Source organism: Ruegeria sp. D3 (assembly GCF_056534465.1).
Genome location: NZ_JBQFPK010000005.1, coordinates 87,538 through 106,814 on the forward strand (window position 1 = coordinate 87,538; position 19,277 = coordinate 106,814).

Genomic DNA, 19,277 nt, shown 5'->3' on the forward strand with positions numbered 1-19,277 from the left:
CCCTCTTTTCCTTGCTGGAATTCGCCCTAGCACTTCGTTACGCCTTGGGCAAACGCTTGGAGTACATATGTTCTATCGCCCCGAAGACGGCCACGGTCTGCCGCATAACCCTTTCAACGCCATCATCACGCCACGCCCGATCGGCTGGATCTCGTCCCGCGACATGGATGGAGTGAACAATCTGGCCCCGTATTCGTTTTTTAACGGCGTCGCATATACTCCTCCGCAGGTTATGTTCGCCACGACGGGCACGAAACCAGATCAGGAAGGTGGCAAAGACAGTATCGCCAACATCGAAGCCACAGGTGTTTTTTGTGTGAATGTCGTGGCGCATGCGCATCGGGATGCAATGAACGCAAGTTCTGCGGGATTGCCGAAACACGTGGATGAATTCGACCATGCAGGTTTGACTGCAATAGAGTGTGAAACCATTCCTTGCGCCAGGATTCAGGGGGCGCCTGCCGCCCTTGAATGCAAGCTGACCCAGATCGTGAAGCTGCCCGGAGAAGCAAACCGGGTTGTCTTCGGAGAAGTAACTGGCGTGCATTTAAGAGACGACTGTTTGAAAGACGGTAAATTCGACGTCACCACATTCCAGCCACTGGCACGGCTAGGGTACCGTGACTACTCCGTGGTCACGGAACTGTTTTCCCTCAACCGTCCCGATGACTGATCGCAAAAGGGGCTCTGCCCCCGCCGCCCTGCGGGCGTCTCCCCCGAGGTACTTTTAGCCAGATGAAGCTAGGGATCCTATATCCATCTGGCTGTAACAACCCCGGAGCGCGAGGCAGAGCCACGCTAAAGCCTCAGTGGCCACCCAGAATGCCGGTGCGGACTGAGTAGTCCACCGCGATTTCATAATCCGGGTCGTCATCACTATCGACCATCAGATGGCCGGCCTTGTTCAGCAGTTTGTGGCAATCGCGGCTCAGGTGGCGCAACATGACCCGTTTACCTGCGGCTTCGTATTTTCCGGCGATGTTCTCGATGGCCTGAAGTGCTGATTGATCGACAACGCGGCTTTCTGCGAAATCCACAATGACGGTTTCAGGATCGTTCGAGACATCGAAGAGTTCGACAAACCCGTCGGACGATCCGAAGAACAGCGGGCCCTGGATTTCATATACCTTGGCGCCTTTCTCGGTCGCCGAGTCACGTGTAATCGCGTGGATGCGTTTTGCGTTGTTCCATGCGTAAGCCAGCGCCGAGACGATCACGCCAACGACAACTGCGACTGCGAGGTCCTCCATCACCGTCACAACCGTCACCAGCACAATGACGAACGCGTCCATCAGAGGCACTTTTCGCATGATGTTAAACGAATTCCAAGCGAAGGTGCCGATCACCACCATGAACATCACGCCGACCAGAGCGGCCAGAGGAATCTGTTCGATCAGTGGTGAGGCAAAAAGGATGAAGATAAGCAGGAATAGCGCAGCGGCGATCCCGGCGATGCGAGTCCGCCCCCCTGATTTCACGTTGATCATCGACTGGCCGATCATCGCACAGCCGCCCATGCCACCGAAGAACCCGGTTGCGACGTTGGAAACGCCCTGCGCGATACATTCCTGCGATGCACCGCCTCGTTTGCCCGTTATCTCACCCACAAGATTCAGGGTCAGCAGCGATTCAATCAGGCCGATGGCGGCCAGAATGACGGCGTAGGGCAGGATGATTTCAAAGGTTTCCCAGGTCAGCGGCACCATCGGGATGTGGAAGGGCGGCAGGCCACCTTCGATCGAGGCCAGATCACCGACGCGCGGCACGTCCAGGCCAAAGCCGATTACCAATGCGGCAACGACGACAATCCCGGCCAGCGGGGCCGGAACAACCCGCGTGATGCGCGGCATGACCCAGATCACCGCCATTGTCAGCGCGACCAGACCCAGCATGGTATAGAGTTGCAGACCCGAGAGCCACTCACCTCCGCCCATGCCATGGCCGGTGTTCTCCATGGTGCCGGGCACCTTGAACTGGCCCAGCTGCGCCAGAAAGATCACGATGGCCAGACCGTTCACAAAGCCCAGCATCACCGGATGAGGCACCAGACGGATGAACCGCCCCCAATGCATCGCCCCTGCGATCACCTGCAAAATTCCCATAAGAACGACGGTCGCAAACAGGTACTCGACCCCATGTTCTGCCACCAGCGCCACCATTACCACCGCAAGCGCCCCGGTCGCGCCCGAGATCATACCCGGACGCCCCCCGATCAGCGCCGTGATCAATCCGACCATGAAAGCCGCGTACAACCCCACCAACGGATGAACCCCGGCAACAAAGGCAAAGGCCACAGCCTCGGGCACCAGCGCAAGGGCCACAGTCAGGCCGGACAATAGCTCGATCCGCAGGCGCGAGGCGGTCAACCCCTCATCCGGCACCCAACGCAGGTCGGGTTTGGCGATACGGTTGGCAAAGCTTGCCAGCATGGCTCGGGGCATAAGATGTCCTGTCGGTTGGTGCGCGCGCGAAAGGGGCTTTCTACCCGTCATCGAACCTTGGAGCCACCGCATCAGGTGGGAGGCTGCTATGCAAAAAGCGCATACCGAGCGATCGCAGAGTCGTGAGTTGAACCGGGCGTCACGGATACGCACTTATTGGCCATGCGATGGTTGATCCTTTTCCTACTAGCCCCGATGGCTGCGTTCGCACAGGACCTGCGGGGCAATGACACGGCCAGCAATTGGCGCGTGACCCATTATGAATCGTTCGGCGTATGGAACTCGATCTGCGACGAACGTGAAGAATACGGCGCGCTGAAGCAGCGCTGCTATATTCGCCGGGCCGAGGTCTTCTCGTACCGCCCCAAATTCGGCGCACAATACGTCTTTATTACCCCTGCCCCGACCGGAGTTCAGGTCGAATTCGGAATAGAACCCGGCACCTTGTTCTGGCCGTCCGGCTTCCGCATTGACGGCAGCGACGGCGTTGTCTGGCGCACCCGCAGCCCTGGATGCCTTACCGGCCTTGGTTGCACCTTCGACGGAAGCGGCGCGGATGAGATCATCGCTGCCATGTTGGACGGAGACGCTTATCGCTTTGTTTTCCGTGACCGACATGGACAGGCGCAGGACCTGACATGGCCATTGCAGCAATTTGATGCAGCGTGGAGTGATTTTCAGCAGCAGGCGCAAACCCGTAACCTTTTGACGCTGCAGTAACTCGTATTGACCCTTGTCAAACCCAAAACTGCGGCGCACAAATCCCGGATCAGGCACCACAACCCGGAGAGAACAAGTGACCCAGACCAAGATTGCGGTTATCGGCGGATCAGGCATCTACGACATTGACGGGCTAGAGAACGCTGAATGGGGTACGGTTGAAACACCATGGGGCGATCCGTCAGATCAAATCCTGACGGGATCACTGAACGGGGTCGAGATGGCGTTCCTGCCGCGCCACGGGCGCGGCCACGTGCATTCCCCGACCGAGGTTCCATATCGCGCGAATATCGATGCGCTGAAACGGCTGGGCGTGAGCGATGTCATCTCTGTCTCGGCCTGCGGGTCATTTCGCGAGTATATGGCGCCGGGTGATTTCGTGATCGTGGATCAATTCATCGACCGGACTTTTGCCCGCGACAAAAGCTTTTTCGGTACTGGCTGTGTAGCCCATGTCAGCGTCGCCCACCCGACGTGCCCCCGCCTGTCGGATGCATGCGAAACCGCTGGCAAGGCGGCAGGGATAAACATCCGCCGGGGCGGAACCTATCTGGCGATGGAGGGACCGCAATTCTCGACGCTGGCGGAATCCAAAATGTACCGCGAACACTGGGGCTGCGACGTGATCGGAATGACCAACATGCCCGAGGCCAAGCTCGCCCGTGAGGCCGAGCTGTGTTACGCCTCGATCGCGATGGTCACCGACTACGACAGTTGGCACCCGGACCATGGCGAAGTCGACGTGACCGCAATCATTGCAACTCTGACCGGGAATGCCGAGAAAGGGCGCGCACTGGTCAAGGGGTTGCCCGATCTGCTTGGGCCGGACCGTGCGCCTTGTCCTCATGGCTGTGACCGGGCGCTGGAATATGCGATCCTGACCGCGCCTGAAAAACGCGACCCGGCCCTGCTGGCTAAACTGGATGCTGTGGCTGGTCGGGTATTGTAATCCGGCCTACCGCGACAGGGCTGTTTGCACCTCATCCCACAGGCCATGTGACCATAGGTCGTTATGCGTTCCGCCCGGGATGACGAACAACTGAACGGTCTCGCCTGCCAGTGCGGCCAAAGCCTGACCGTGCGCAACCGGAATGGTCTCATCCAGAGTTCCGTGGAAGATCAGAGTCGGCACTTTAACACTCTCAATCAGGTCCCGAGTTCTAAACTGGTCCTTCATCAGGGCAGAGACAGGCAGAAAAGGATAGCGCTCGGCCGCGATGTCCACTGTCGCTGTGTAAGGAGCCTCAAGCACCAGCATTCGGGCATTCGGGCGTTCGGCTGCTACGGCGGCTGCAATTCCTGTCCCTAGGCTTTGACCATGCAAAATGACCGAGGCACCATCGGCCTCTAGCCGGTCATACATCAAAATCGCATCCGCGATCAGCGCCTCCTCTGAAGGTTCGCCGGCACTGCCGGGAAAACCACGGTAACTTGGGGCGAACAGGCCAAACCCACTGTTGAGAATTTCGCGCAACCTGTCGGATCGGTCGCTTAGGTTCCCGCTCTGACCATGAAAGAACAGTACCGTCGGCGCACCTTCTCGCACCGCAGGGGCTGACCATGCTGTGAGCAAAGTGCCATCAGACATGGGCAGAGACACAACCTCCATGTCCGCTAACCCAACTTCTGATGGTTTCGGCAATTCACCATCGGGTTTGAAAACCAATGATTGCTGGTTGAAATAGATGTACCCAAGCACGCCTGAATAGACCACTCCGACCAACAGAAAAGCCACTACAAGGCACAGCTTCAGCCGCCCGAACCCGGACCGCGCAGAATTTGTGCGCGCGTTCGTATCTGTCGTCTCGGTCACCATTTTCAACTCCTTTGCGCAGCACGTGGTTTCGTCCGAGGTCGTGCATCACGTGCCACGTTTCAAGGCGCAACTCGCGGGTTTAATCCAATCTTTATCTGCGGCGGTGGGGCAGGCCACCTCTTGTGTACCGAACCCAAAATGAACCGTTGCCCGCGCTCGCGATTTGTTTATCCCGCTTGGGAATTTAAGCCGCAGTTGCGCCACAATGGCGTGTCAAACCGCAGTCGAGACCGCATCAGAGGGCAGTATGCAAAGATTTGAGGCTTTGGACGCAGCCAGGTTTCTGGCCTATTGCGGCATGGTGTTGGTGAACTTCCGCATCGCAGCACAGGTCGTTCCGGGTCAGGATTGGGCCTCTGGTTTTATAGACGCATTAGAAGGGCGCGCGGCGGCCTTGTTTGTCATTTTGGCCGGCATTGGGATCGGGTTGGCCCGGCTCTCGGTCAGCTTGTTGCTTCGACGCGCGGCGTTTCTGTTTGTGCTCGGCCTAATCAACTTGACGGTGTTTGACGCCGATATCCTGCATTTCTACGCGTTGTATTTCCTGATTGGAGCCGCATTTCTGGCATCCTCTCCACGCGGCTTGTGGCTTGGGGCACTGGGAATCGTTGGGCTATCTGCTCTGGCGCACCTGATCTTCGATTATGATCGGGGTTGGGATTGGAGCACACTGACCTACACCGACCTGTGGACCCTGCCCGGCTTTCTGCGCAACGCTGTTTTCAATGGCTGGCACCCAGTGTTGCCATGGGCTGCTTTCCTTTTGATCGGCATGGCCATCGGGCGGTCGCAACTGCATACGATCTGCATTCAACACCGCCTGATCATGAGGGGATTTGGAGCTGCAGTGTTGGCCCTGTTTCCCAGGATACTGGTCTCGGACCCTTATCTTGGGACCGCGTCGATACCACCCGGCCCGTTCTATATCCTGGCAGGAACCGGATCATCCTGCGTCGTAATCGGGTTGCTGCTGAAGCTTTGGCCACGCATTCAGCGACTGGGAATTGCTGCAGCCCTGACAGCACCGGGACGCATCAGCTTGACGCTGTATGTGGCGCATATTCTGATTGGCATGGGTATTCTGGACGAAGCCGGATTGCTGAACGGTTCCCTGAGCGCGGTTCAGATTTTAGGGTATGGCGTTGGATTCTGTGTCGCATCCTCCGGATTTGCACTGGTTTGGCGTCGGCGTTTCCATCGCGGTCCGCTTGAAGCTTTGATGCGCTTCGTGACGGATCGTTCGAGGGCTTGACCTGACGCCAGCGCACAGGCTTTGTGGTGCAAAACGTTTAACAGGATGCCCTATGTCCCTTGATCTCTGGCTTGCCTTTGTGGCTGCTTCGACCGCTTTGCTGCTGATCCCCGGCCCAACCGTTCTGCTGGTTCTCAGCTATGCGTTGTCCAAAGGGCGCAGCGTCGCTGTCGCCTCGGCCACAGGGGTCGCTTTAGGCGATCTGGTCGCGATGACAGCGTCATTGCTTGGGTTGGGGGCGTTGGTTCTGGCATCAGCAACCTTGTTTTCGGTGCTGAAATGGGTAGGCGCGGCTTACCTGATCTGGCTTGGAGTAAAGCTTTTACGCAGCGCGCCCGTGGGCGGCGTAGAGACGTTAGAGACCGGTCGCGATGTTACAACGCGCAGTGTCTTTGGGCACGCTGTGGCTGTCACGGCCCTGAACCCGAAATCCATTGCGTTCTTCATCGCATTTGTCCCGCAGTTCATTCGTCCGACAGACCCCCTGGGCCCGCAATTCGCCATCTTAATCGCGACATTTGTCGGCCTCGCATGGCTGAACGCTCTGGCCTATGCGTTGATGGCTGACAGGTTGCGCATGATGATTGGACGCGCAGGCGTCCTGAATGCCATGACAAAATTCGGAGGGTTGACCCTGATCGGAATGGGCGTGGCGACCGCAGTCCTGCGACGCCCGACCTAATCCTCGGCGTTTTCCTTCATGAAACCGCGGATGAACCGCCGGATTTCCCGTGCGGCCGAGGTATCCAATTCTTTGCACAGCTCAACGAAAGCATCACGCTCGTCTTTGTCTAAACGCAGAACCAATTGACTGTTTTTCTTGGTAGAACCTTTACCGTCTTTCTTAGCCACGCGCCCTATCCCTGACAGACCCTTGATTCTTTTTGCGATGCAATGTATATACATAGCATAGAAATTGTAGTTATCGAGCACCTAACAATAAAAAAGGATTATGGCAATGAATCTGCATGCTGCTCAGGCATTTCTTTTGCGAGACCAACGCAATTGGCGCAAACCCCATTTGTCGTGGCTGCCTTCGTCTCTGTACCGATACAAGAGTTTGCCGAACGTTCTTTTGAAACGCCGCAAATAAGATCACACAATCAATCCTTGCATGACTGACCCCAATGGGCCAAACAGCCCAGCGTATTCTGACGCCAAAGGGGTCCGCCATGTCCAGAAACAAGTCGGTCAAGGATTACATCCGCACCATCGTCGATTTCCCGCATGAAGGGATCATGTTCCGCGATGTGACCACCCTGTTCGCAGACCCGCGCGGGTTTCGCATGGCAATTGATCAGATGCTGCATCCCTATGCGGGCGAACGCATCGACAAGGTCGTGGGCCTAGAGGCACGTGGTTTTATTCTGGGTGGCGCAATTGCTCATCAGCTTAGCGTTGGCTTCGTTCCAATCCGCAAGAAGGGAAAGCTGCCCGGCACCACGATCAGCCAAGACTACAAACTGGAATATGGTGAGGCCATCGTCGAAATCCACGATGACGCGATCCAGCCCGGCGAGAAGATTCTTGTCGTGGATGACTTGCTGGCCACAGGTGGCACCGCAGCGGCTGGCATCAAACTGATCGAACGATTGGGCGGAGAGATCGTGTCCTGCTCGTTCATCATCGACCTGCCCGAGCTAGGCGGCCGCAAAGTTCTGGAAGATCTGGACATGGATGTGCATGTTTTGTGTGAATTCGAAGGTCTTTGAAGGCCCTTCGATCACAAAAACGTGAGTGGAAATTCCAACCCGCGTCGGCTTAGCGCGGGTCACTGCATATTCAATAACAATTTATCGAAATATTCAGTGATCTTGTTGTGATTGGGCGCCGTACCCCTTGTCGATGCCACTGACGGCATTCCAACAAGGGAATCTGTTACCATGTTTCGCAAACTCGCTATTGCCGGTGTGTCCGGCGCTCTGATCGCATCGGCTGCATTCGCCGGAGCCAAGAAAGACATCGTGGACACTGCTGTCGGCGCGGGCAGCTTTGAAACTCTGGTCGCCGCCGTTCAAGCCGCCGAGCTGGTTGATACGCTGAAAGGCGATGGCCCGTTCACTGTCTTCGCCCCGACCGACGAAGCCTTCGCAGCACTACCCGAAGGTACTGTCGAAACGCTGTTGAAGCCCGAGAATAAAGATCAGTTGATCGCCGTTCTGACCTATCATGTGGTACCGGGCAAGGTGATGTCGGGCGATCTGTCCGATGACATGACGGCTGCAACCGTTCAAGGCGGCGAAGTGACGATTGATCTGGACAATGGCGTGATGGTCAACGACGCGTCTGTCGTTCAGGCAGATATCGAAACAACGAATGGCGTTATCCACGTCATCGACAAAGTGATTCTGCCGGCCTCGTAAAACGGCCAAAAGCGGCTCGGGGACACCCGAGCCGCTTCTATGACTTCAGAACAGCCCCGGGGTTCATTATACCCTTTGGATCAAGCGCAGACTTGATTGCCCGCATGGCGGTCAGCTTGGCCGGATCCCCATATCTTTCCAATTCATCCGTTTTCAGGCGGCCAACCCCATGCTCGGCGCTAACTGACCCGCCGAACTTATCCACCAGATCGTGGATAGCGCTTTTTATTTGTCCGCGCTGCGCATCATAGTCCGACCGTTGGCGCCCGGCCGGAGGGAACACGTTGTAGTGCAGATTCCCATCCCCCAGATGCCCAAAGCAATTGATGCGGAACAGTCCAATCCGCGCAATTTCGTCCGGACCCTGCCGGATGAACTCGGGAATATCCGAAATTGGCACTGAAATATCATGACTAGAAACCGAGCCGATCAACCGGTTCGCCTCGGGAATGCGCTCGCGTACTGCCCATAAGTCCGCCCGCTGGGCCTCGCTTTGCGCGATCACGGCATCCATGACAAGGCCCCGTGTGTCCGCAGCAGCGTAAAGCGTCTCTAGCGCTGTCTGAGGGTCCAATCCGCCGAACAAACCAACCTCGATCAGCACCGACCATTCGGGTGAAATCGCGAAAGGCTGGCGAACGTCTGGCAATACCTCGGACAAAAACTGCAGCCCTTGCCTGTGGATCAGTTCGAACGTGCTGACGCCATCGCCCAACTGATCCCGCGCCAGAGCCAGCAGATCTATGGCCGCCTCGGGCGACGTAACCTGTACCATCGCCGTTCCGACCCCAGCCGGACGCGGGGACAGCTTGAGAGACGCCGCCGTGATGATGCCCAACGTCCCCTCGGACCCGATCAACAGATTGCGCAGATCATAGCCGGTATTGTCCTTGCGCAACCGGCTGAGCCCGTGCCAGACCTCACCATTCGGCAAGACCGCCTCAAGCCCCAGGCACAGATCGCGCGCATTGCCATAGCGCAGCACATTGACCCCGCCCGCATTGGTCGCAAGATTGCCGCCAATCCGGCACGATCCTTCTGCAGCCAAGGACAAAGGAAACAGGCGGTTGTTACTCTGGGCGGCGGCCTGCACATCAGCAAGGACCGCGCCTGCCTCGGCAATCAGGATATTCTCCGTCGGATGAACAGCGCGGATCGCGGTCATCCGCTCTAGCGATATCAAAAGGGGCGCAGGTCCGGCGGACATGACTTGTCCTCCAACCAATCCAGTCCCGCCTCCATAGGGGACAACAGGCACCGACGCGGCAGAAGCCAGCTGCACCAGGGCCGCGACCTCTTCTGTTCTGCGTGGGGCCGCCAATAGACCGACCTGCCCTGAAAACCTGCGACGGGGCTCCTCAGAATAGCGCGGTTCAGGCTTGCGCAAGACCTCGCCGCCAAGGGCGTCACGGACGGATTGGGCAAAGGCGTCATCAGCGGGTTTCAAAGTCATAGGCTTTCCTTGCCCAACTCCGGCAGACCCGACAAGCTTTATTCGATGTCAATCAGGTACTGAGGCTCCAAAACCACGACCGTTGGCCGGTCCGGAAGGGTGCGAAGCGAAACGACCAACTCAGAAACACCTTCCCGCTCGACTGGAAATTCGTCCCGGATATCGACGAGAAACCGATCCAACGAAAAGCCTGAGAACCAATGCATCGGAATAATGACCGAACTTTTCAACCGTTTCAGCACCTGCACCATCTCGGGCAAAGGCATGGTCGTCCCCCCATCCACGGCTGCCATGACCACATCCAACCGTCCCAAGGCCGCAAACTGCGCATCTGACGGGATATGGTGCAAATGTCCCAGATGCCCGATGCAGAGCCCTTCAATCTCAAAGACAAAAATCGAATTCCCACGCTCTTCGACCCCGCCATAGACAGATCGGATATCGGTCGAGACATTGCGCACCAGCATCTCACCCAGATCCAGATGATGCTCGATCCCTTGCCCGAACTCTCCCCAGCCTGGGAGCACATGGGGAATCGCCGGATCCGGGTTCGCGGTCCAATGGGTGCTGTGTGCATGGTTCATCGTGACCACATCCGGGATCAGGTCCGCACCGCCAATGAAACCCGTGAAGTCCGTAACCGCGTTCAGCCCCCCCTGCGTCTGGATCAGAAACGAAGCATGAGCGACATAGCTGATCCGGACCGAGAACTCAGGCACCGAATCCGTCCAAGCCGCCTTGTGAACATATTCAATGCCGGGCGCCGCATCGGCGATGGCAATACAATGGCTTGGCCGACGCTCCTGCGCCGCAGCCCCGCCCGAGATCAAAACCAATACCGCAACAACCCAGCGCATGAGGGGAGTGTAGCGCAGCGTGTGCGTATGTCACGCCTTCAGATTCATTATTGGGAAAAACAGCGGGTTAGCCTTGGCAGGCGATCAAATCACGATGCACTTGCGCAGTTTGAATGCACGAGAGACCTTCTCGGCCCGCAAGGCTTGTGCCAGCGGATCGCTGACGAAAAAAGCATCTTCTAGTTGAGTATCCATCCAGATGTCCGGCCCATCGAGTGCCGAAGCACTGATAGCTATGTCATTGTCTTGCATTGCTAACGGGGGTTCCCAGATGTCGTTATTTTCATGGGGTTTACGGATACGTGGTGATTGAAATGGCAGCACGGCCGTCTTCTGTGCTCCAAAGTTCAAACAGAAGTATTCACCCTCAACCGGAGTGGTACGGTCATGCTGAAAGAGTTTGACAGGATAGAGTTTTCCCTCGCCCAGTTCGAACTGACGCAGAACAGCGGCACAATCAGAAGATACCGTCCAGAAACCTCCGGCCATGAACAGGTCGTGCTGCTTCTTTTCCTTTTTGTCTTTGTATTTCGCGTAAGCTTCTTTTGGGAAAAGTTCGTCTGGCTGAACTTCACCAAGTCTGTTTCGCTTCATCGCTTCGATAGCGCGCTTTCTGTCATTGAGGACGACGTCAGCTTCAAACCCTTTGATGCTCGAAACGCTCATCATCGCATAGCTGATCCAGATCATTGGCCTCTCGCCCCGTGCCATACCCCTAACCGGCGTCCGTCTTGCCCCGCCGGTCGGATCGCAGACAGGCATACAAAACATGCGTCCGCCATCGCCCGTTGATTTGCAAATAGGACTGCGCCACGCCCTCGTATTTGAACGCGGACCGCTCCAACAATCCCCGCGACGCTTTGTTCTCGGGCAGACACGCTGCTTCGATCCGGCTCAGGTCCAGCCGGGTAAAGGCGTGGTGAACAACCGCCCCGATCGCTTCCCGCATATACCCGTTGCGGGCATAGGCCTGACCAGTCCAGTACCCCAGTGTCCCAGCTTGTGCAGGGCCACGTCGAACATTGTCCAAAGTGATCGCGCCAACAAGCGTGTCATCTTCCCGGCGAAACAAAAACAGCGGGATCGCCGTGCCGCTGGCCACCGACCTCTGCGCCCAATAGACCCGGTTGGTAAATGACTTGCGGCTCAGGTGATCTTTGGCCCAGATCGGCTCCCAGGGGGTCAGGTACTCTTTCGAGGCCCGCCGCAGAGCCGCCCAATCGTTGAAATCAGAATGCACTGGCGGGCGCAGGCTGAGGCGCGCTGTCTCGAGTTTCAGCTTGCGTCGGCCCAGAAGCATCACGCCGCGCGCCTCTCCTGCAATTCCACCAAAGTGGGCGCGCCCGAGACCGGACCATAAAGCGCCAGCGCCGCCGGGGCCTGCACCGCCATGGTTTCGGCAAAGGCGCGCACATCCTCGGTGCTGACCGCGTCAATCTTGGCGACCGTATCCTCAAGCGAGGGCACCCGGCCCCAAATCTGCACCAGCCGCGCCAGACGTTCGGCCCGGTTCGATGGGCTCTCCAACCCCATCAGCATCCCAGCTTTCATCTGGGCGCGGGCGCGGGCGACTTCTTCCGGGCTCATATCCTGGGCAGCGCGCTTCATCTCGTCGATGGTGATCGTCGCCAGCTCGCCCACCTGATCGGCCGAGGTTCCTGCGTAGATCGTCGTCGTGCCGGTATCCGCATAGGCCCCGGTCTGAGCGAAGATTGTATAGCAAAGCCCGCGGCTTTCGCGCACCTCTTGGAACAGGCGCGAAGACATGCCCCCGCCCAAAGCCGTGGTATAAATCTGCGCCGTATAGATCGCATCATCACGATAGCCCGGGCTTTCGATTGCCAGCGCGAAATGCGCTTGCTCCAAATTCTTTTCCTGCCGCGCTTCGCCACCGGTGAACTTCGCGGCCTCAGCAATCAACCCTTTGCGCGGTTGCAGATGACCGAACATCTCTTCGGCCATTTTCATCAGCGCATCATGATCCACGGCACCTGCTGCCGACAGGATCATCTGCTCGGGGCCGTAATGCTCGGACACAAAGCCCGACAGGTCTTCGCGCGAAAACGCGCTGACCCGCTCGGTCGGCCCCAGAATGGTGCGGCCCAGGGGCTGATCGTGATAGCTCTGTTCTTGCAACCAGTCGAAAATCACATCGTCGGGCGTGTCATAAGCCTGACCGATTTCCTGAAGGATAACGCCGCGCTCGACCTCGATCTCGCGCGGGTCGAAGATGGGGTTCAGAACGATGTCGCCGATCACGTCCATCGCCAGCGCAACGTCATCTTTCAGAATACGCGCGTAATAGGCCGTCACCTCGCGCGAGGTATAGGCGTTGATATAGCCGCCCACATCCTCAATCGCCTCGGCGATTTGCAGCGCCGAACGGCGCTCGGTTCCCTTGAACGCCATGTGTTCAAGGAAATGCGCGATCCCGTTCTGTTCGATCCGCTCGTTCCGCGCACCCGCGGTCACCCAGATGCCGATGGCCGCAGATTGCAGCCCCGGCATGTTCTCACTGACGATCCGAAATCCGTTCTTCAGTTGGTCTTGTCTGACAGTCACTCGGCGATATGCCCTTTGATATGATCCTCAAGGGCACCCAGATCATTGGCAATCCGCGTCACCCGTTCCGGACGTTCATACAGATCAGACATGCGGGATGGAAGAGGCGGATGTTCCCCGCTCGCCTTCTCGACCGCCGCCGGGAATTTCGCTGGGTGGGCAGTGGCCAGCGTGATCATCGGTACATCCACCGTACGGTGATCTTCACCCACCTTGATGCCGATAGCCGAGTGTGGGCAAACCAGCTCAGCGCTATGGACCAGCGTGTGTTTGATCGTCTCTAGCGTTTCATCCTCGGAGACACGACCCGAGTCGAAGCTTTCGCGCAAGGCTTCCATTGCGCCCTGACTGACATTGAAGCCACCGCTTTTCAGCTCATCCATCAACTGCGCCACAGCGCTGCCATCCTCGCCATAGGCATAGTACAGCGCCCGTTCAAAGTTCGAGCTGACTTGAATATCCATCGACGGGCTGATCGAAGGGATGGTGTCGCCCTTGAAATACCCCTCACCCGACAGGCAGCGATGCAGAATGTCGTTCTGGTTGGTGGCCACAACCAGACGATCTATGGGCAAACCCATGCGCTTGGCCAGATAACCCGCGAAGATGTCGCCAAAGTTGCCGGTGGGCACAGTAAAGCTGACCTTGCGATGCGGCGCGCCAACACTGACAGCCGCCGAGAAGTAATAGACGATCTGAGCCAGCACCCGCGCAAAGTTGATCGAGTTCACACCGGCCAGTTTCACCCCGTCACGGAAATCGAAATCGTTGAACATATCTTTCAGCGCGGCCTGGCAATCGTCGAAATCACCATCCACGGCGAGCGCATGCACATTGCTGTCCGCAGGCGTCGTCATCTGGCGGCGCTGCACCTCGGACACGCGGCCATGCGGAAACAGGATGAACACATCCACCGCGTCCAGCCCGCGAAACGCCTCAATGGCTGCGGAACCCGTATCGCCACTGGTCGCACCCACGATGGTCACACGATCATTGCGCCGCTTCAGGGCCACCTGGAACAGCTGACCAATCAACTGCATGGCAAAGTCCTTAAAGGCCAGCGTGGGGCCGTGGAACAGTTCCAGCAGGAAGTGGTTCTCGTTCAGCTGCTTTATCGGCGCGCGGGCGTCATGACCGAAACCTTCGTAAGCGCGGGCAATGATGTTCTTGAACTCCTGCCCGGTGAACGAGCCGCTGACATAGGGCCACATCACGCGAAACGCGATCTCTTCATAGGGCAGACCGGCCAGTGCGGCGATCTCATCGTGGCTCATCACCGGGATCTCGGCCGGCAGGTACAGGCCGCCGTCACGGGCAAGGCCAGTCAGCATCGCCTCTTCAAAGGTCAGTTCCGGCGCTTGGCCACGGGTCGAGATATATTTCATTGCTCTTCACTCTGTGCAGGGGCGCGGTTGCGCCACAGGAAATAACCGGTCATTGCGGCCCAGACCAGAGCCAGACCAAACCATGTGATTGCATATTGCAGGTGATCGTTGGGAATGCCCGCCGTGTCCACCGGCAAAGGTGTGATGCCCGGGTCAGTTTCCGACCGTGCGATCAACAAGATGGGTTCGGCCCCAAGCGCGGCGGCCAGATTGGGCACGTCCCGCGCGAACCAGATGTTGTCGTCGATATCGGGTTCCGGCGTATAACTGTCGATCTCATCCGGCCAATGAAGGTTGCCGGTCACTGTCATCGGACCGGTGAGACGCTCGGCCTGTTTTGCCGTGGTCGGTACAAAGCCGCGATCCACCAGAATGGTGCGGTCCTTAGTGCTGAAAGACTGGATGATCCGATAGCCCGCGCCAACCTGCTTGACCGAGACCAGAACGTGGATTTCCCCCGGCTCCATATCGCCCGAAATTGTCACGGGCAGGTATTTGTCGCCATCTTCTGATACGCTCTGGGGCAGGCTCACAGGTTCAGCCGCGATACGCGCGTCGATCTCGGCCAGAACGCCTTCTTTCCAGGCCAGTCGCTGCACCTGCCAGAGGCCCAGCGAGATCAGCACACCGAGACCGGCAAAGCCAAAGATCAGCAGGAACAGAATGCGGCGCATAGTCAGGTGAAGCCTTGTTACAGAAACCGGCGTCTTGTTAAGGGCGGAGCGGCCAGGATTGCAACCGCGCAATTGTATGGGGCGCAATCTTGCGCCCCGGATAGTGAAAAAGCCGCCCCATCGGGCGGCTTTTGCAATTTACCGATCTGAGCGGATCAGAACAGCGGGGCCTGACCCCAGATGTAGACGGCGAAGAACAGGAACAGCCAGACAACGTCGACGAAGTGCCAGTACCATGCAGCCGCCTCAAAACCCACATGTTTCTCAGGCGTGAAATCCCCGCGCAGAGCCCTGATCAGGCAGACCGTCAGGAAGATCGTTCCGATGATCACATGGGCACCATGAAAACCGGTTGCCATGAAGAAGTTCGAATAGAACTGATCACCACCAAACTCCCAACCTTCATGGGCCAACAGTTCGTAATATTCGTAGCCCTGCAGCGCAGTGAACAGGATACCCAGAACGATACCGATGGCCAGACCGTTGATCAGCGCCTTGCGGTCGTTGTCATGTACCAGAGCGTGGTGCGCCCAGGTGATCGCGCAGCCCGACAGCAGCAGGACCAGAGTGTTGATCAGCGGCAGGTGGAACGGGTCAACTGCGTGGATATCGGGCTGGATGTACTCTGTTCCGGCATAGTCGTACATCGGGTACATGCGATGTTTGAAGAACGACCAAAACCAGGCAAAGAAGAACATCACCTCGGACATGACGAACAGGATGAAGCCATAGCGCAGACCGATGCGCACCACCGGCGTGTGGTCGCCCGCGCGGCTTTCGGCTACGACCTCGGACCACCAGGCGAACATGGTGTAAAGAACGGCGACCAGCCCCATCCAGAACATGAATGATGTGACGCCGTGCATCCAAAGGACAGCACCGAACAGCATCACAAAGCCACCAATGGCCCCTATCAGCGGCCATACCGACGGCGGCAGAATATGATAATCGTGGTTTTTAGCGTGTGCCATCAGCGTCCCTCACCTACAGGCGTTAGTTCGTGTTTGTATCAGCCTGCGCATCAAGGGCGGCATAGCCCTCGGGCAGGTCAATTTCGTAGAATGTATACGACAGAGTGATCGTATGCACATATTTCGCTTCCAGATCCTCGACCATTTCAGGGTCGACGAAAAAGCTTACCGGCATCTGAACCCGTTCGCCGGGTTGCAGCACCTGTTCTTCAAAGCAAAAACAGGCAATTTTCTGGAAATACCCACCCGCCGAATAAGGCGCGACATTGTACGACGCCTGCCCCGCGATCGGGCGGTCGGTCGGGTTGTACGCCTCGTAGAAAGCCAAGCCGGTCTCGCCGATGCGCACTTCCATTTCGCGCTCGACCGGTTTGAACTCCCACGCCATATCCTTGGCTTTCGACGCGTCAAAGCGGACGGTCACGCTGCGGTCCAGAATATCCTCGGGCGCAGTTTCGGCCACGCCAGTTGTGCCGCCGAATCCGGTGACGCGACAGAACCAATCGTAAAACGGCACAGCCGCCCAGGCGAGGCTGCCCATCAGCACCACGACGCCCACGGTCTGCGCAACCGTCTTTTGAGGACCGGACAGAGCCATCAGTTCTGCACCTGCTGCGGCGCCACGTTGAAATCCGTGCCCGAGACTTTCACGATCGTCAGACCGAAAATGATCACGATGAACGCAGCCAGCGTCAGGCCCACGCCCAGATTGCGGCTAAAGCGGCGTTCGTGCAGTTCATGGCTTTTGCGCAGGCTCATGACCAACCTCCCAGCCCGTAGGGTTTCAGCAAAGCCTCAACCAGAATCGCGCCGAAATGCAGGAACAGATACAGCAACGACAGTTTGAAAAAGCTCCGCTCGACCTTGAAGTTGTCCGCCTCGGAATCTTCCTCGGTCCGGCGCGAGATCTGCCACGCGCCGCGCAGGAACAGCGCGTTCATCACCACGGCGACGGTCAGATAGATCGGACCACCAATGCCCGAGAACGCGGTGCCCACGGCCAATGTGGCAAGCAGAGCCGTGTAGACCAGAATATGCCAGCGCGTCGCGCGGCGACCATGGGTCACGGTCAGCATCGGCACTCCCGCATCGTCATAATCCGAGCGCATGAACAAAGCCAGCGCCCAGAAATGCGGCGGGGTCCACATGAAGGTCAGGGCGAACATCAGCCAAGGCTCGATCGACATCGTCCCAGTAGCCGCAACCCAACCGATCACCGGAGGAAAGGCCCCTGCCGCACCTCCGATTACGATGTTCTGCGGCGTCGAGCGTTTCAGCCACATCGTGTAGACGACGACGTAAAAGAAGATGGTGAACGCCAGAAACGCACCGGCAAACCAGTTGGTCGCCAGCCCCAGCATGATCACCGACAGGCCCGACAGTGCCAGCCCCAACGACAGCGCCTCGCCTTCCTGCACTTTACCTGCCGGAATCGGTCGGCCCTTGGTGCGCTTCATCACCCGATCAATGTCCGCATCCCACCACATGTTCAGCGCGCCAGACGCGCCGCCGCCGATGGCGATGAACAAAATGGCACAGAACCCGACAAAAGGGTGTACCGGCACCGGCGCGGCCAGCAGACCCACCAAGGCCGTGAATACGACCAGTGACATCACGCGCGGCTTCAGCAGGGCGAAATAATCGCCAAAGCTGGCCTCATCCGCGTGCGCCGGGGCGGTCACTTGGCTGGCATTGATGCTTGCGTCGCTCATGTCGGGTCCTTCTGGGGCAGAAGCTGCGCGCTCCCCGCGCAGCCTGCGTGTTTCAACCTAGGCCGCGAAGGGCTTAGTTCGAGGCAACTTGGTACGAGACAGGCTGGCCAGCATACTCTTCCAGAGCACCTTGCAGCCATTCCTCGTACGCTTCTTCGCTGACCACTTTGACGGTGATCGGCATATAAGCGTGATCCTTGCCACACAGTTCGGAACACTGACCGAAATAGATGCCTTCTTTATCGGCCTGGAACCACAGTTCGGCCAAACGACCAGGCACACCATCCTGCTTCACACCGAACGAGGGAATGGTCCACGAGTGAATCACGTCTGAGGCCGTAACCTGCATCACGATCACCTTGCCGACCGGGACGACAACAGCCGTATCGGTTGCCAGCAGCCACTCGTCATCACTGTAACCTGCGTCAGCCAGTTTGGCGCGCATCGCATCATCCAAAACGAACGGCGTCACATCAGCATCAGCCGGGCGCGCACCTTCGTCCAGTGTCGCAGGATGGCCCAAAAGATAGCTGTCGAAGGCGAAGTCGTGATCGACATACTCATAGGTCCAGTACCACTGGTTACCCACGACCTTGATGACCACATCGCCTTCGGGAATTTCCTGCTGTTTAAACAGAACCGGCAATGAAAACGCGCCGATGAAAACAAGAATCAGGATCGGGCCAAGCGTCCAGGCGATCTCGACCGGAGTGTAATGCGAAAACCGCGCCGGTGTCGGGTTGGCACGTTGATTGTAGCGCACGATGCAGTAAACCAGCAGGCCCGCAACAAAAATACAGATTGCGGTGATGATCACCAGAATCATCCCGTCCAGCCTTTGGATTCCTGTTGCCAAATCCGTCACAGCGGGCTGGAAGCCAACACCGCCTGCGACCGGTTTGCCAATAATCTCAAGCTCCTGAGCCATGGCGGGCAGGCTGGATAGGGCTGTCATAAAGCCCGAAAGCATCAAAGCATTCTTCATATTCTGTCCTGATCGTTTGATCTTTGCGTCCCTGGCGAAAAGGTGTGAATCAGTCGCACCTCTCCCGTTGTCTTTAGCCGCGTTAA

22 protein-coding genes are annotated in these 19,277 nt (G+C 57.8%); 7 read left to right on the plus strand and 15 right to left on the minus strand.

Annotated elements, in window-relative coordinates:
* The first annotated feature begins 67 nt into the window (after window positions 1-67).
* The gene (locus tag ACR0DX_RS09240; protein WP_170354967.1) at window positions 68-673 is read left to right on the plus strand and encodes a flavin reductase family protein; all 606 of its coding nucleotides are present in this window, start codon (window positions 68-70) and stop codon (window positions 671-673) included.
* A gap of 133 nt (window positions 674-806) precedes the next feature.
* On the opposite strand, the gene ACR0DX_RS09245 is transcribed toward ACR0DX_RS09240, so the two are convergent.
* Window positions 807-2,441, minus strand: a complete 1,635-nt coding sequence (locus ACR0DX_RS09245) for a SulP family inorganic anion transporter (protein ID WP_170354966.1) — start codon at window positions 2,439-2,441, stop codon at window positions 807-809.
* 162 nt (window positions 2,442-2,603) lie between these two features.
* On the opposite strand from ACR0DX_RS09245, the gene ACR0DX_RS09250 reads away from it, so the two are divergent.
* Together ACR0DX_RS09250 and ACR0DX_RS09255 are read left to right on the plus strand one after the other, a co-directional pair.
* A complete protein-coding gene (locus tag ACR0DX_RS09250) occupies window positions 2,604-3,161 on the plus strand; it encodes a hypothetical protein (protein ID WP_170354965.1) in 558 nt (185 codons plus the stop codon).
* A 76-nt stretch (window positions 3,162-3,237) separates the two neighbouring features.
* Window positions 3,238-4,110 carry an S-methyl-5'-thioadenosine phosphorylase gene (locus ACR0DX_RS09255; RefSeq protein ID WP_480845910.1) on the plus strand — a complete coding sequence of 291 codons (873 nt, stop codon included), beginning with the start codon at window positions 3,238-3,240 and terminating at the stop codon, window positions 4,108-4,110.
* Window positions 4,111-4,116: 6 nt separating this feature from the next.
* On the opposite strand, the gene ACR0DX_RS09260 is transcribed toward ACR0DX_RS09255, so the two are convergent.
* On the minus strand, window positions 4,117-4,977 hold the full coding sequence (locus tag ACR0DX_RS09260) for an alpha/beta fold hydrolase (protein ID WP_170354963.1): 861 nt from the start codon (window positions 4,975-4,977) through the stop codon (window positions 4,117-4,119).
* 247 nt (window positions 4,978-5,224) lie between these two features.
* Between ACR0DX_RS09260 and ACR0DX_RS09265 the strand changes: the two genes are divergently transcribed.
* Together ACR0DX_RS09265 and ACR0DX_RS09270 are read left to right on the plus strand one after the other, a co-directional pair.
* Entirely contained in the window at window positions 5,225-6,229 is a 1,005-nt protein-coding gene (locus ACR0DX_RS09265) for a DUF418 domain-containing protein (RefSeq protein ID WP_170354962.1), read from the plus strand.
* 52 nt (window positions 6,230-6,281) lie between these two features.
* Window positions 6,282-6,911: a LysE family translocator gene (locus ACR0DX_RS09270; RefSeq protein WP_170354961.1), complete on the plus strand. Its 630-nt coding sequence runs from the start codon at window positions 6,282-6,284 to the stop codon at window positions 6,909-6,911.
* Here the strand turns inward: ACR0DX_RS09270 and ACR0DX_RS09275 are convergent.
* Entirely contained in the window at window positions 6,908-7,081 is a 174-nt protein-coding gene (locus tag ACR0DX_RS09275) for a hypothetical protein (RefSeq protein WP_170354960.1), read from the minus strand. The two genes, ACR0DX_RS09270 and ACR0DX_RS09275, sit on opposite strands and share 4 nt — an antisense overlap.
* 320 nt (window positions 7,082-7,401) lie before the next feature.
* Between ACR0DX_RS09275 and ACR0DX_RS09280 the strand changes: the two genes are divergently transcribed.
* Both ACR0DX_RS09280 and ACR0DX_RS09285 read left to right on the plus strand, forming a co-directional pair.
* Entirely contained in the window at window positions 7,402-7,941 is a 540-nt protein-coding gene (locus ACR0DX_RS09280) for an adenine phosphoribosyltransferase (protein WP_170354959.1), read from the plus strand.
* A 171-nt stretch (window positions 7,942-8,112) separates the two neighbouring features.
* Window positions 8,113-8,592, plus strand: a complete 480-nt coding sequence (locus ACR0DX_RS09285; protein ID WP_170354958.1) for a fasciclin domain-containing protein — start codon at window positions 8,113-8,115, stop codon at window positions 8,590-8,592.
* A gap of 37 nt (window positions 8,593-8,629) precedes the next feature.
* Here ACR0DX_RS09285 and ACR0DX_RS09290 read toward each other — a convergent pair whose 3' ends face one another.
* The 12 genes from ACR0DX_RS09290 to coxB form a co-directional block, all read right to left on the minus strand.
* Window positions 8,630-10,045, minus strand: coding sequence for an FAD-binding oxidoreductase (locus tag ACR0DX_RS09290; RefSeq protein ID WP_170354957.1), 1,416 nt, complete (start codon window positions 10,043-10,045; stop codon window positions 8,630-8,632).
* 38 nt (window positions 10,046-10,083) lie between these two features.
* Complete coding sequence (locus ACR0DX_RS09295; protein WP_170354956.1) at window positions 10,084-10,902, minus strand: MBL fold metallo-hydrolase; 819 nt, start codon at window positions 10,900-10,902, stop codon at window positions 10,084-10,086.
* A gap of 84 nt (window positions 10,903-10,986) precedes the next feature.
* Window positions 10,987-11,592, minus strand: coding sequence for a hypothetical protein (locus tag ACR0DX_RS09300; protein ID WP_170354955.1), 606 nt, complete (start codon window positions 11,590-11,592; stop codon window positions 10,987-10,989).
* Window positions 11,593-11,617: 25 nt separating this feature from the next.
* Complete coding sequence (locus ACR0DX_RS09305; protein ID WP_170354954.1) at window positions 11,618-12,202, minus strand: GNAT family N-acetyltransferase; 585 nt, start codon at window positions 12,200-12,202, stop codon at window positions 11,618-11,620.
* A complete protein-coding gene (locus ACR0DX_RS09310) occupies window positions 12,202-13,464 on the minus strand; it encodes a M16 family metallopeptidase (RefSeq protein WP_480845915.1) in 1,263 nt (420 codons plus the stop codon). Before ACR0DX_RS09310 ends, ACR0DX_RS09305 begins: the two co-directional genes overlap by 1 nt.
* Window positions 13,461-14,849: a threonine synthase gene (gene thrC, locus ACR0DX_RS09315; RefSeq protein ID WP_170354952.1), complete on the minus strand. Its 1,389-nt coding sequence runs from the start codon at window positions 14,847-14,849 to the stop codon at window positions 13,461-13,463. Before thrC ends, ACR0DX_RS09310 begins: the two co-directional genes overlap by 4 nt.
* On the minus strand, window positions 14,846-15,523 hold the full coding sequence (locus ACR0DX_RS09320; RefSeq protein WP_170354951.1) for an SURF1 family protein: 678 nt from the start codon (window positions 15,521-15,523) through the stop codon (window positions 14,846-14,848). Before ACR0DX_RS09320 ends, thrC begins: the two co-directional genes overlap by 4 nt.
* Window positions 15,524-15,678: 155 nt before the next feature.
* On the minus strand, window positions 15,679-16,494 hold the full coding sequence (locus ACR0DX_RS09325) for a cytochrome c oxidase subunit 3 (protein ID WP_170354950.1): 816 nt from the start codon (window positions 16,492-16,494) through the stop codon (window positions 15,679-15,681).
* A 22-nt stretch (window positions 16,495-16,516) separates the two neighbouring features.
* Complete coding sequence (locus tag ACR0DX_RS09330) at window positions 16,517-17,092, minus strand: cytochrome c oxidase assembly protein (RefSeq protein ID WP_170354949.1); 576 nt, start codon at window positions 17,090-17,092, stop codon at window positions 16,517-16,519.
* Window positions 17,092-17,253, minus strand: coding sequence for a hypothetical protein (locus ACR0DX_RS09335; RefSeq protein ID WP_170354948.1), 162 nt, complete (start codon window positions 17,251-17,253; stop codon window positions 17,092-17,094). Before ACR0DX_RS09335 ends, ACR0DX_RS09330 begins: the two co-directional genes overlap by 1 nt.
* On the minus strand, window positions 17,250-18,206 hold the full coding sequence (gene cyoE, locus ACR0DX_RS09340) for a heme o synthase (RefSeq protein WP_170354947.1): 957 nt from the start codon (window positions 18,204-18,206) through the stop codon (window positions 17,250-17,252). The genes ACR0DX_RS09335 and cyoE overlap by 4 nt, the downstream gene beginning before the upstream one ends.
* Window positions 18,207-18,279: 73 nt before the next feature.
* Window positions 18,280-19,191 (minus strand): cytochrome c oxidase subunit II, encoded by a 912-nt coding sequence (gene coxB, locus ACR0DX_RS09345; protein WP_170354946.1) that lies wholly within the window; start codon window positions 19,189-19,191, stop codon window positions 18,280-18,282.
* Window positions 19,192-19,277: the final 86 nt, after the last annotated feature.

Excerpts from the sequence above, each read along its gene's own strand:
- ACR0DX_RS09240 (WP_170354967.1), top strand. The coding sequence starts at position 68 with ATGTTCTATCGCCCCGAAGACGGCCACGGTCTGCCGCATAACCCTTTC.
- ACR0DX_RS09245 (WP_170354966.1), bottom strand. The coding sequence starts at position 2,441 with ATGCCCCGAGCCATGCTGGCAAGCTTTGCCAACCGTATCGCCAAACCC.
- ACR0DX_RS09250 (WP_170354965.1), top strand. The coding sequence starts at position 2,604 with ATGCGATGGTTGATCCTTTTCCTACTAGCCCCGATGGCTGCGTTCGCA.
- ACR0DX_RS09260 (WP_170354963.1), bottom strand. The coding sequence starts at position 4,977 with ATGGTGACCGAGACGACAGATACGAACGCGCGCACAAATTCTGCGCGG.
- ACR0DX_RS09265 (WP_170354962.1), top strand. The coding sequence starts at position 5,225 with ATGCAAAGATTTGAGGCTTTGGACGCAGCCAGGTTTCTGGCCTATTGC.
- ACR0DX_RS09270 (WP_170354961.1), top strand. The coding sequence starts at position 6,282 with ATGTCCCTTGATCTCTGGCTTGCCTTTGTGGCTGCTTCGACCGCTTTG.
- ACR0DX_RS09280 (WP_170354959.1), top strand. The coding sequence starts at position 7,402 with ATGTCCAGAAACAAGTCGGTCAAGGATTACATCCGCACCATCGTCGAT.
- ACR0DX_RS09285 (WP_170354958.1), top strand. The coding sequence starts at position 8,113 with ATGTTTCGCAAACTCGCTATTGCCGGTGTGTCCGGCGCTCTGATCGCA.
- ACR0DX_RS09290 (WP_170354957.1), bottom strand. The coding sequence starts at position 10,045 with ATGACTTTGAAACCCGCTGATGACGCCTTTGCCCAATCCGTCCGTGAC.
- ACR0DX_RS09295 (WP_170354956.1), bottom strand. The coding sequence starts at position 10,902 with ATGCGCTGGGTTGTTGCGGTATTGGTTTTGATCTCGGGCGGGGCTGCG.
- ACR0DX_RS09300 (WP_170354955.1), bottom strand. The coding sequence starts at position 11,592 with ATGATCTGGATCAGCTATGCGATGATGAGCGTTTCGAGCATCAAAGGG.
- ACR0DX_RS09305 (WP_170354954.1), bottom strand. The coding sequence starts at position 12,202 with ATGCTTCTGGGCCGACGCAAGCTGAAACTCGAGACAGCGCGCCTCAGC.
- thrC (WP_170354952.1), bottom strand. The coding sequence starts at position 14,849 with ATGAAATATATCTCGACCCGTGGCCAAGCGCCGGAACTGACCTTTGAA.
- ACR0DX_RS09320 (WP_170354951.1), bottom strand. The coding sequence starts at position 15,523 with ATGCGCCGCATTCTGTTCCTGCTGATCTTTGGCTTTGCCGGTCTCGGT.
- ACR0DX_RS09325 (WP_170354950.1), bottom strand. The coding sequence starts at position 16,494 with ATGGCACACGCTAAAAACCACGATTATCATATTCTGCCGCCGTCGGTA.
- ACR0DX_RS09330 (WP_170354949.1), bottom strand. The coding sequence starts at position 17,092 with ATGGCTCTGTCCGGTCCTCAAAAGACGGTTGCGCAGACCGTGGGCGTC.
- ACR0DX_RS09335 (WP_170354948.1), bottom strand. The coding sequence starts at position 17,253 with ATGAGCCTGCGCAAAAGCCATGAACTGCACGAACGCCGCTTTAGCCGC.
- cyoE (WP_170354947.1), bottom strand. The coding sequence starts at position 18,206 with ATGAGCGACGCAAGCATCAATGCCAGCCAAGTGACCGCCCCGGCGCAC.
- coxB (WP_170354946.1), bottom strand. The coding sequence starts at position 19,191 with ATGAAGAATGCTTTGATGCTTTCGGGCTTTATGACAGCCCTATCCAGC.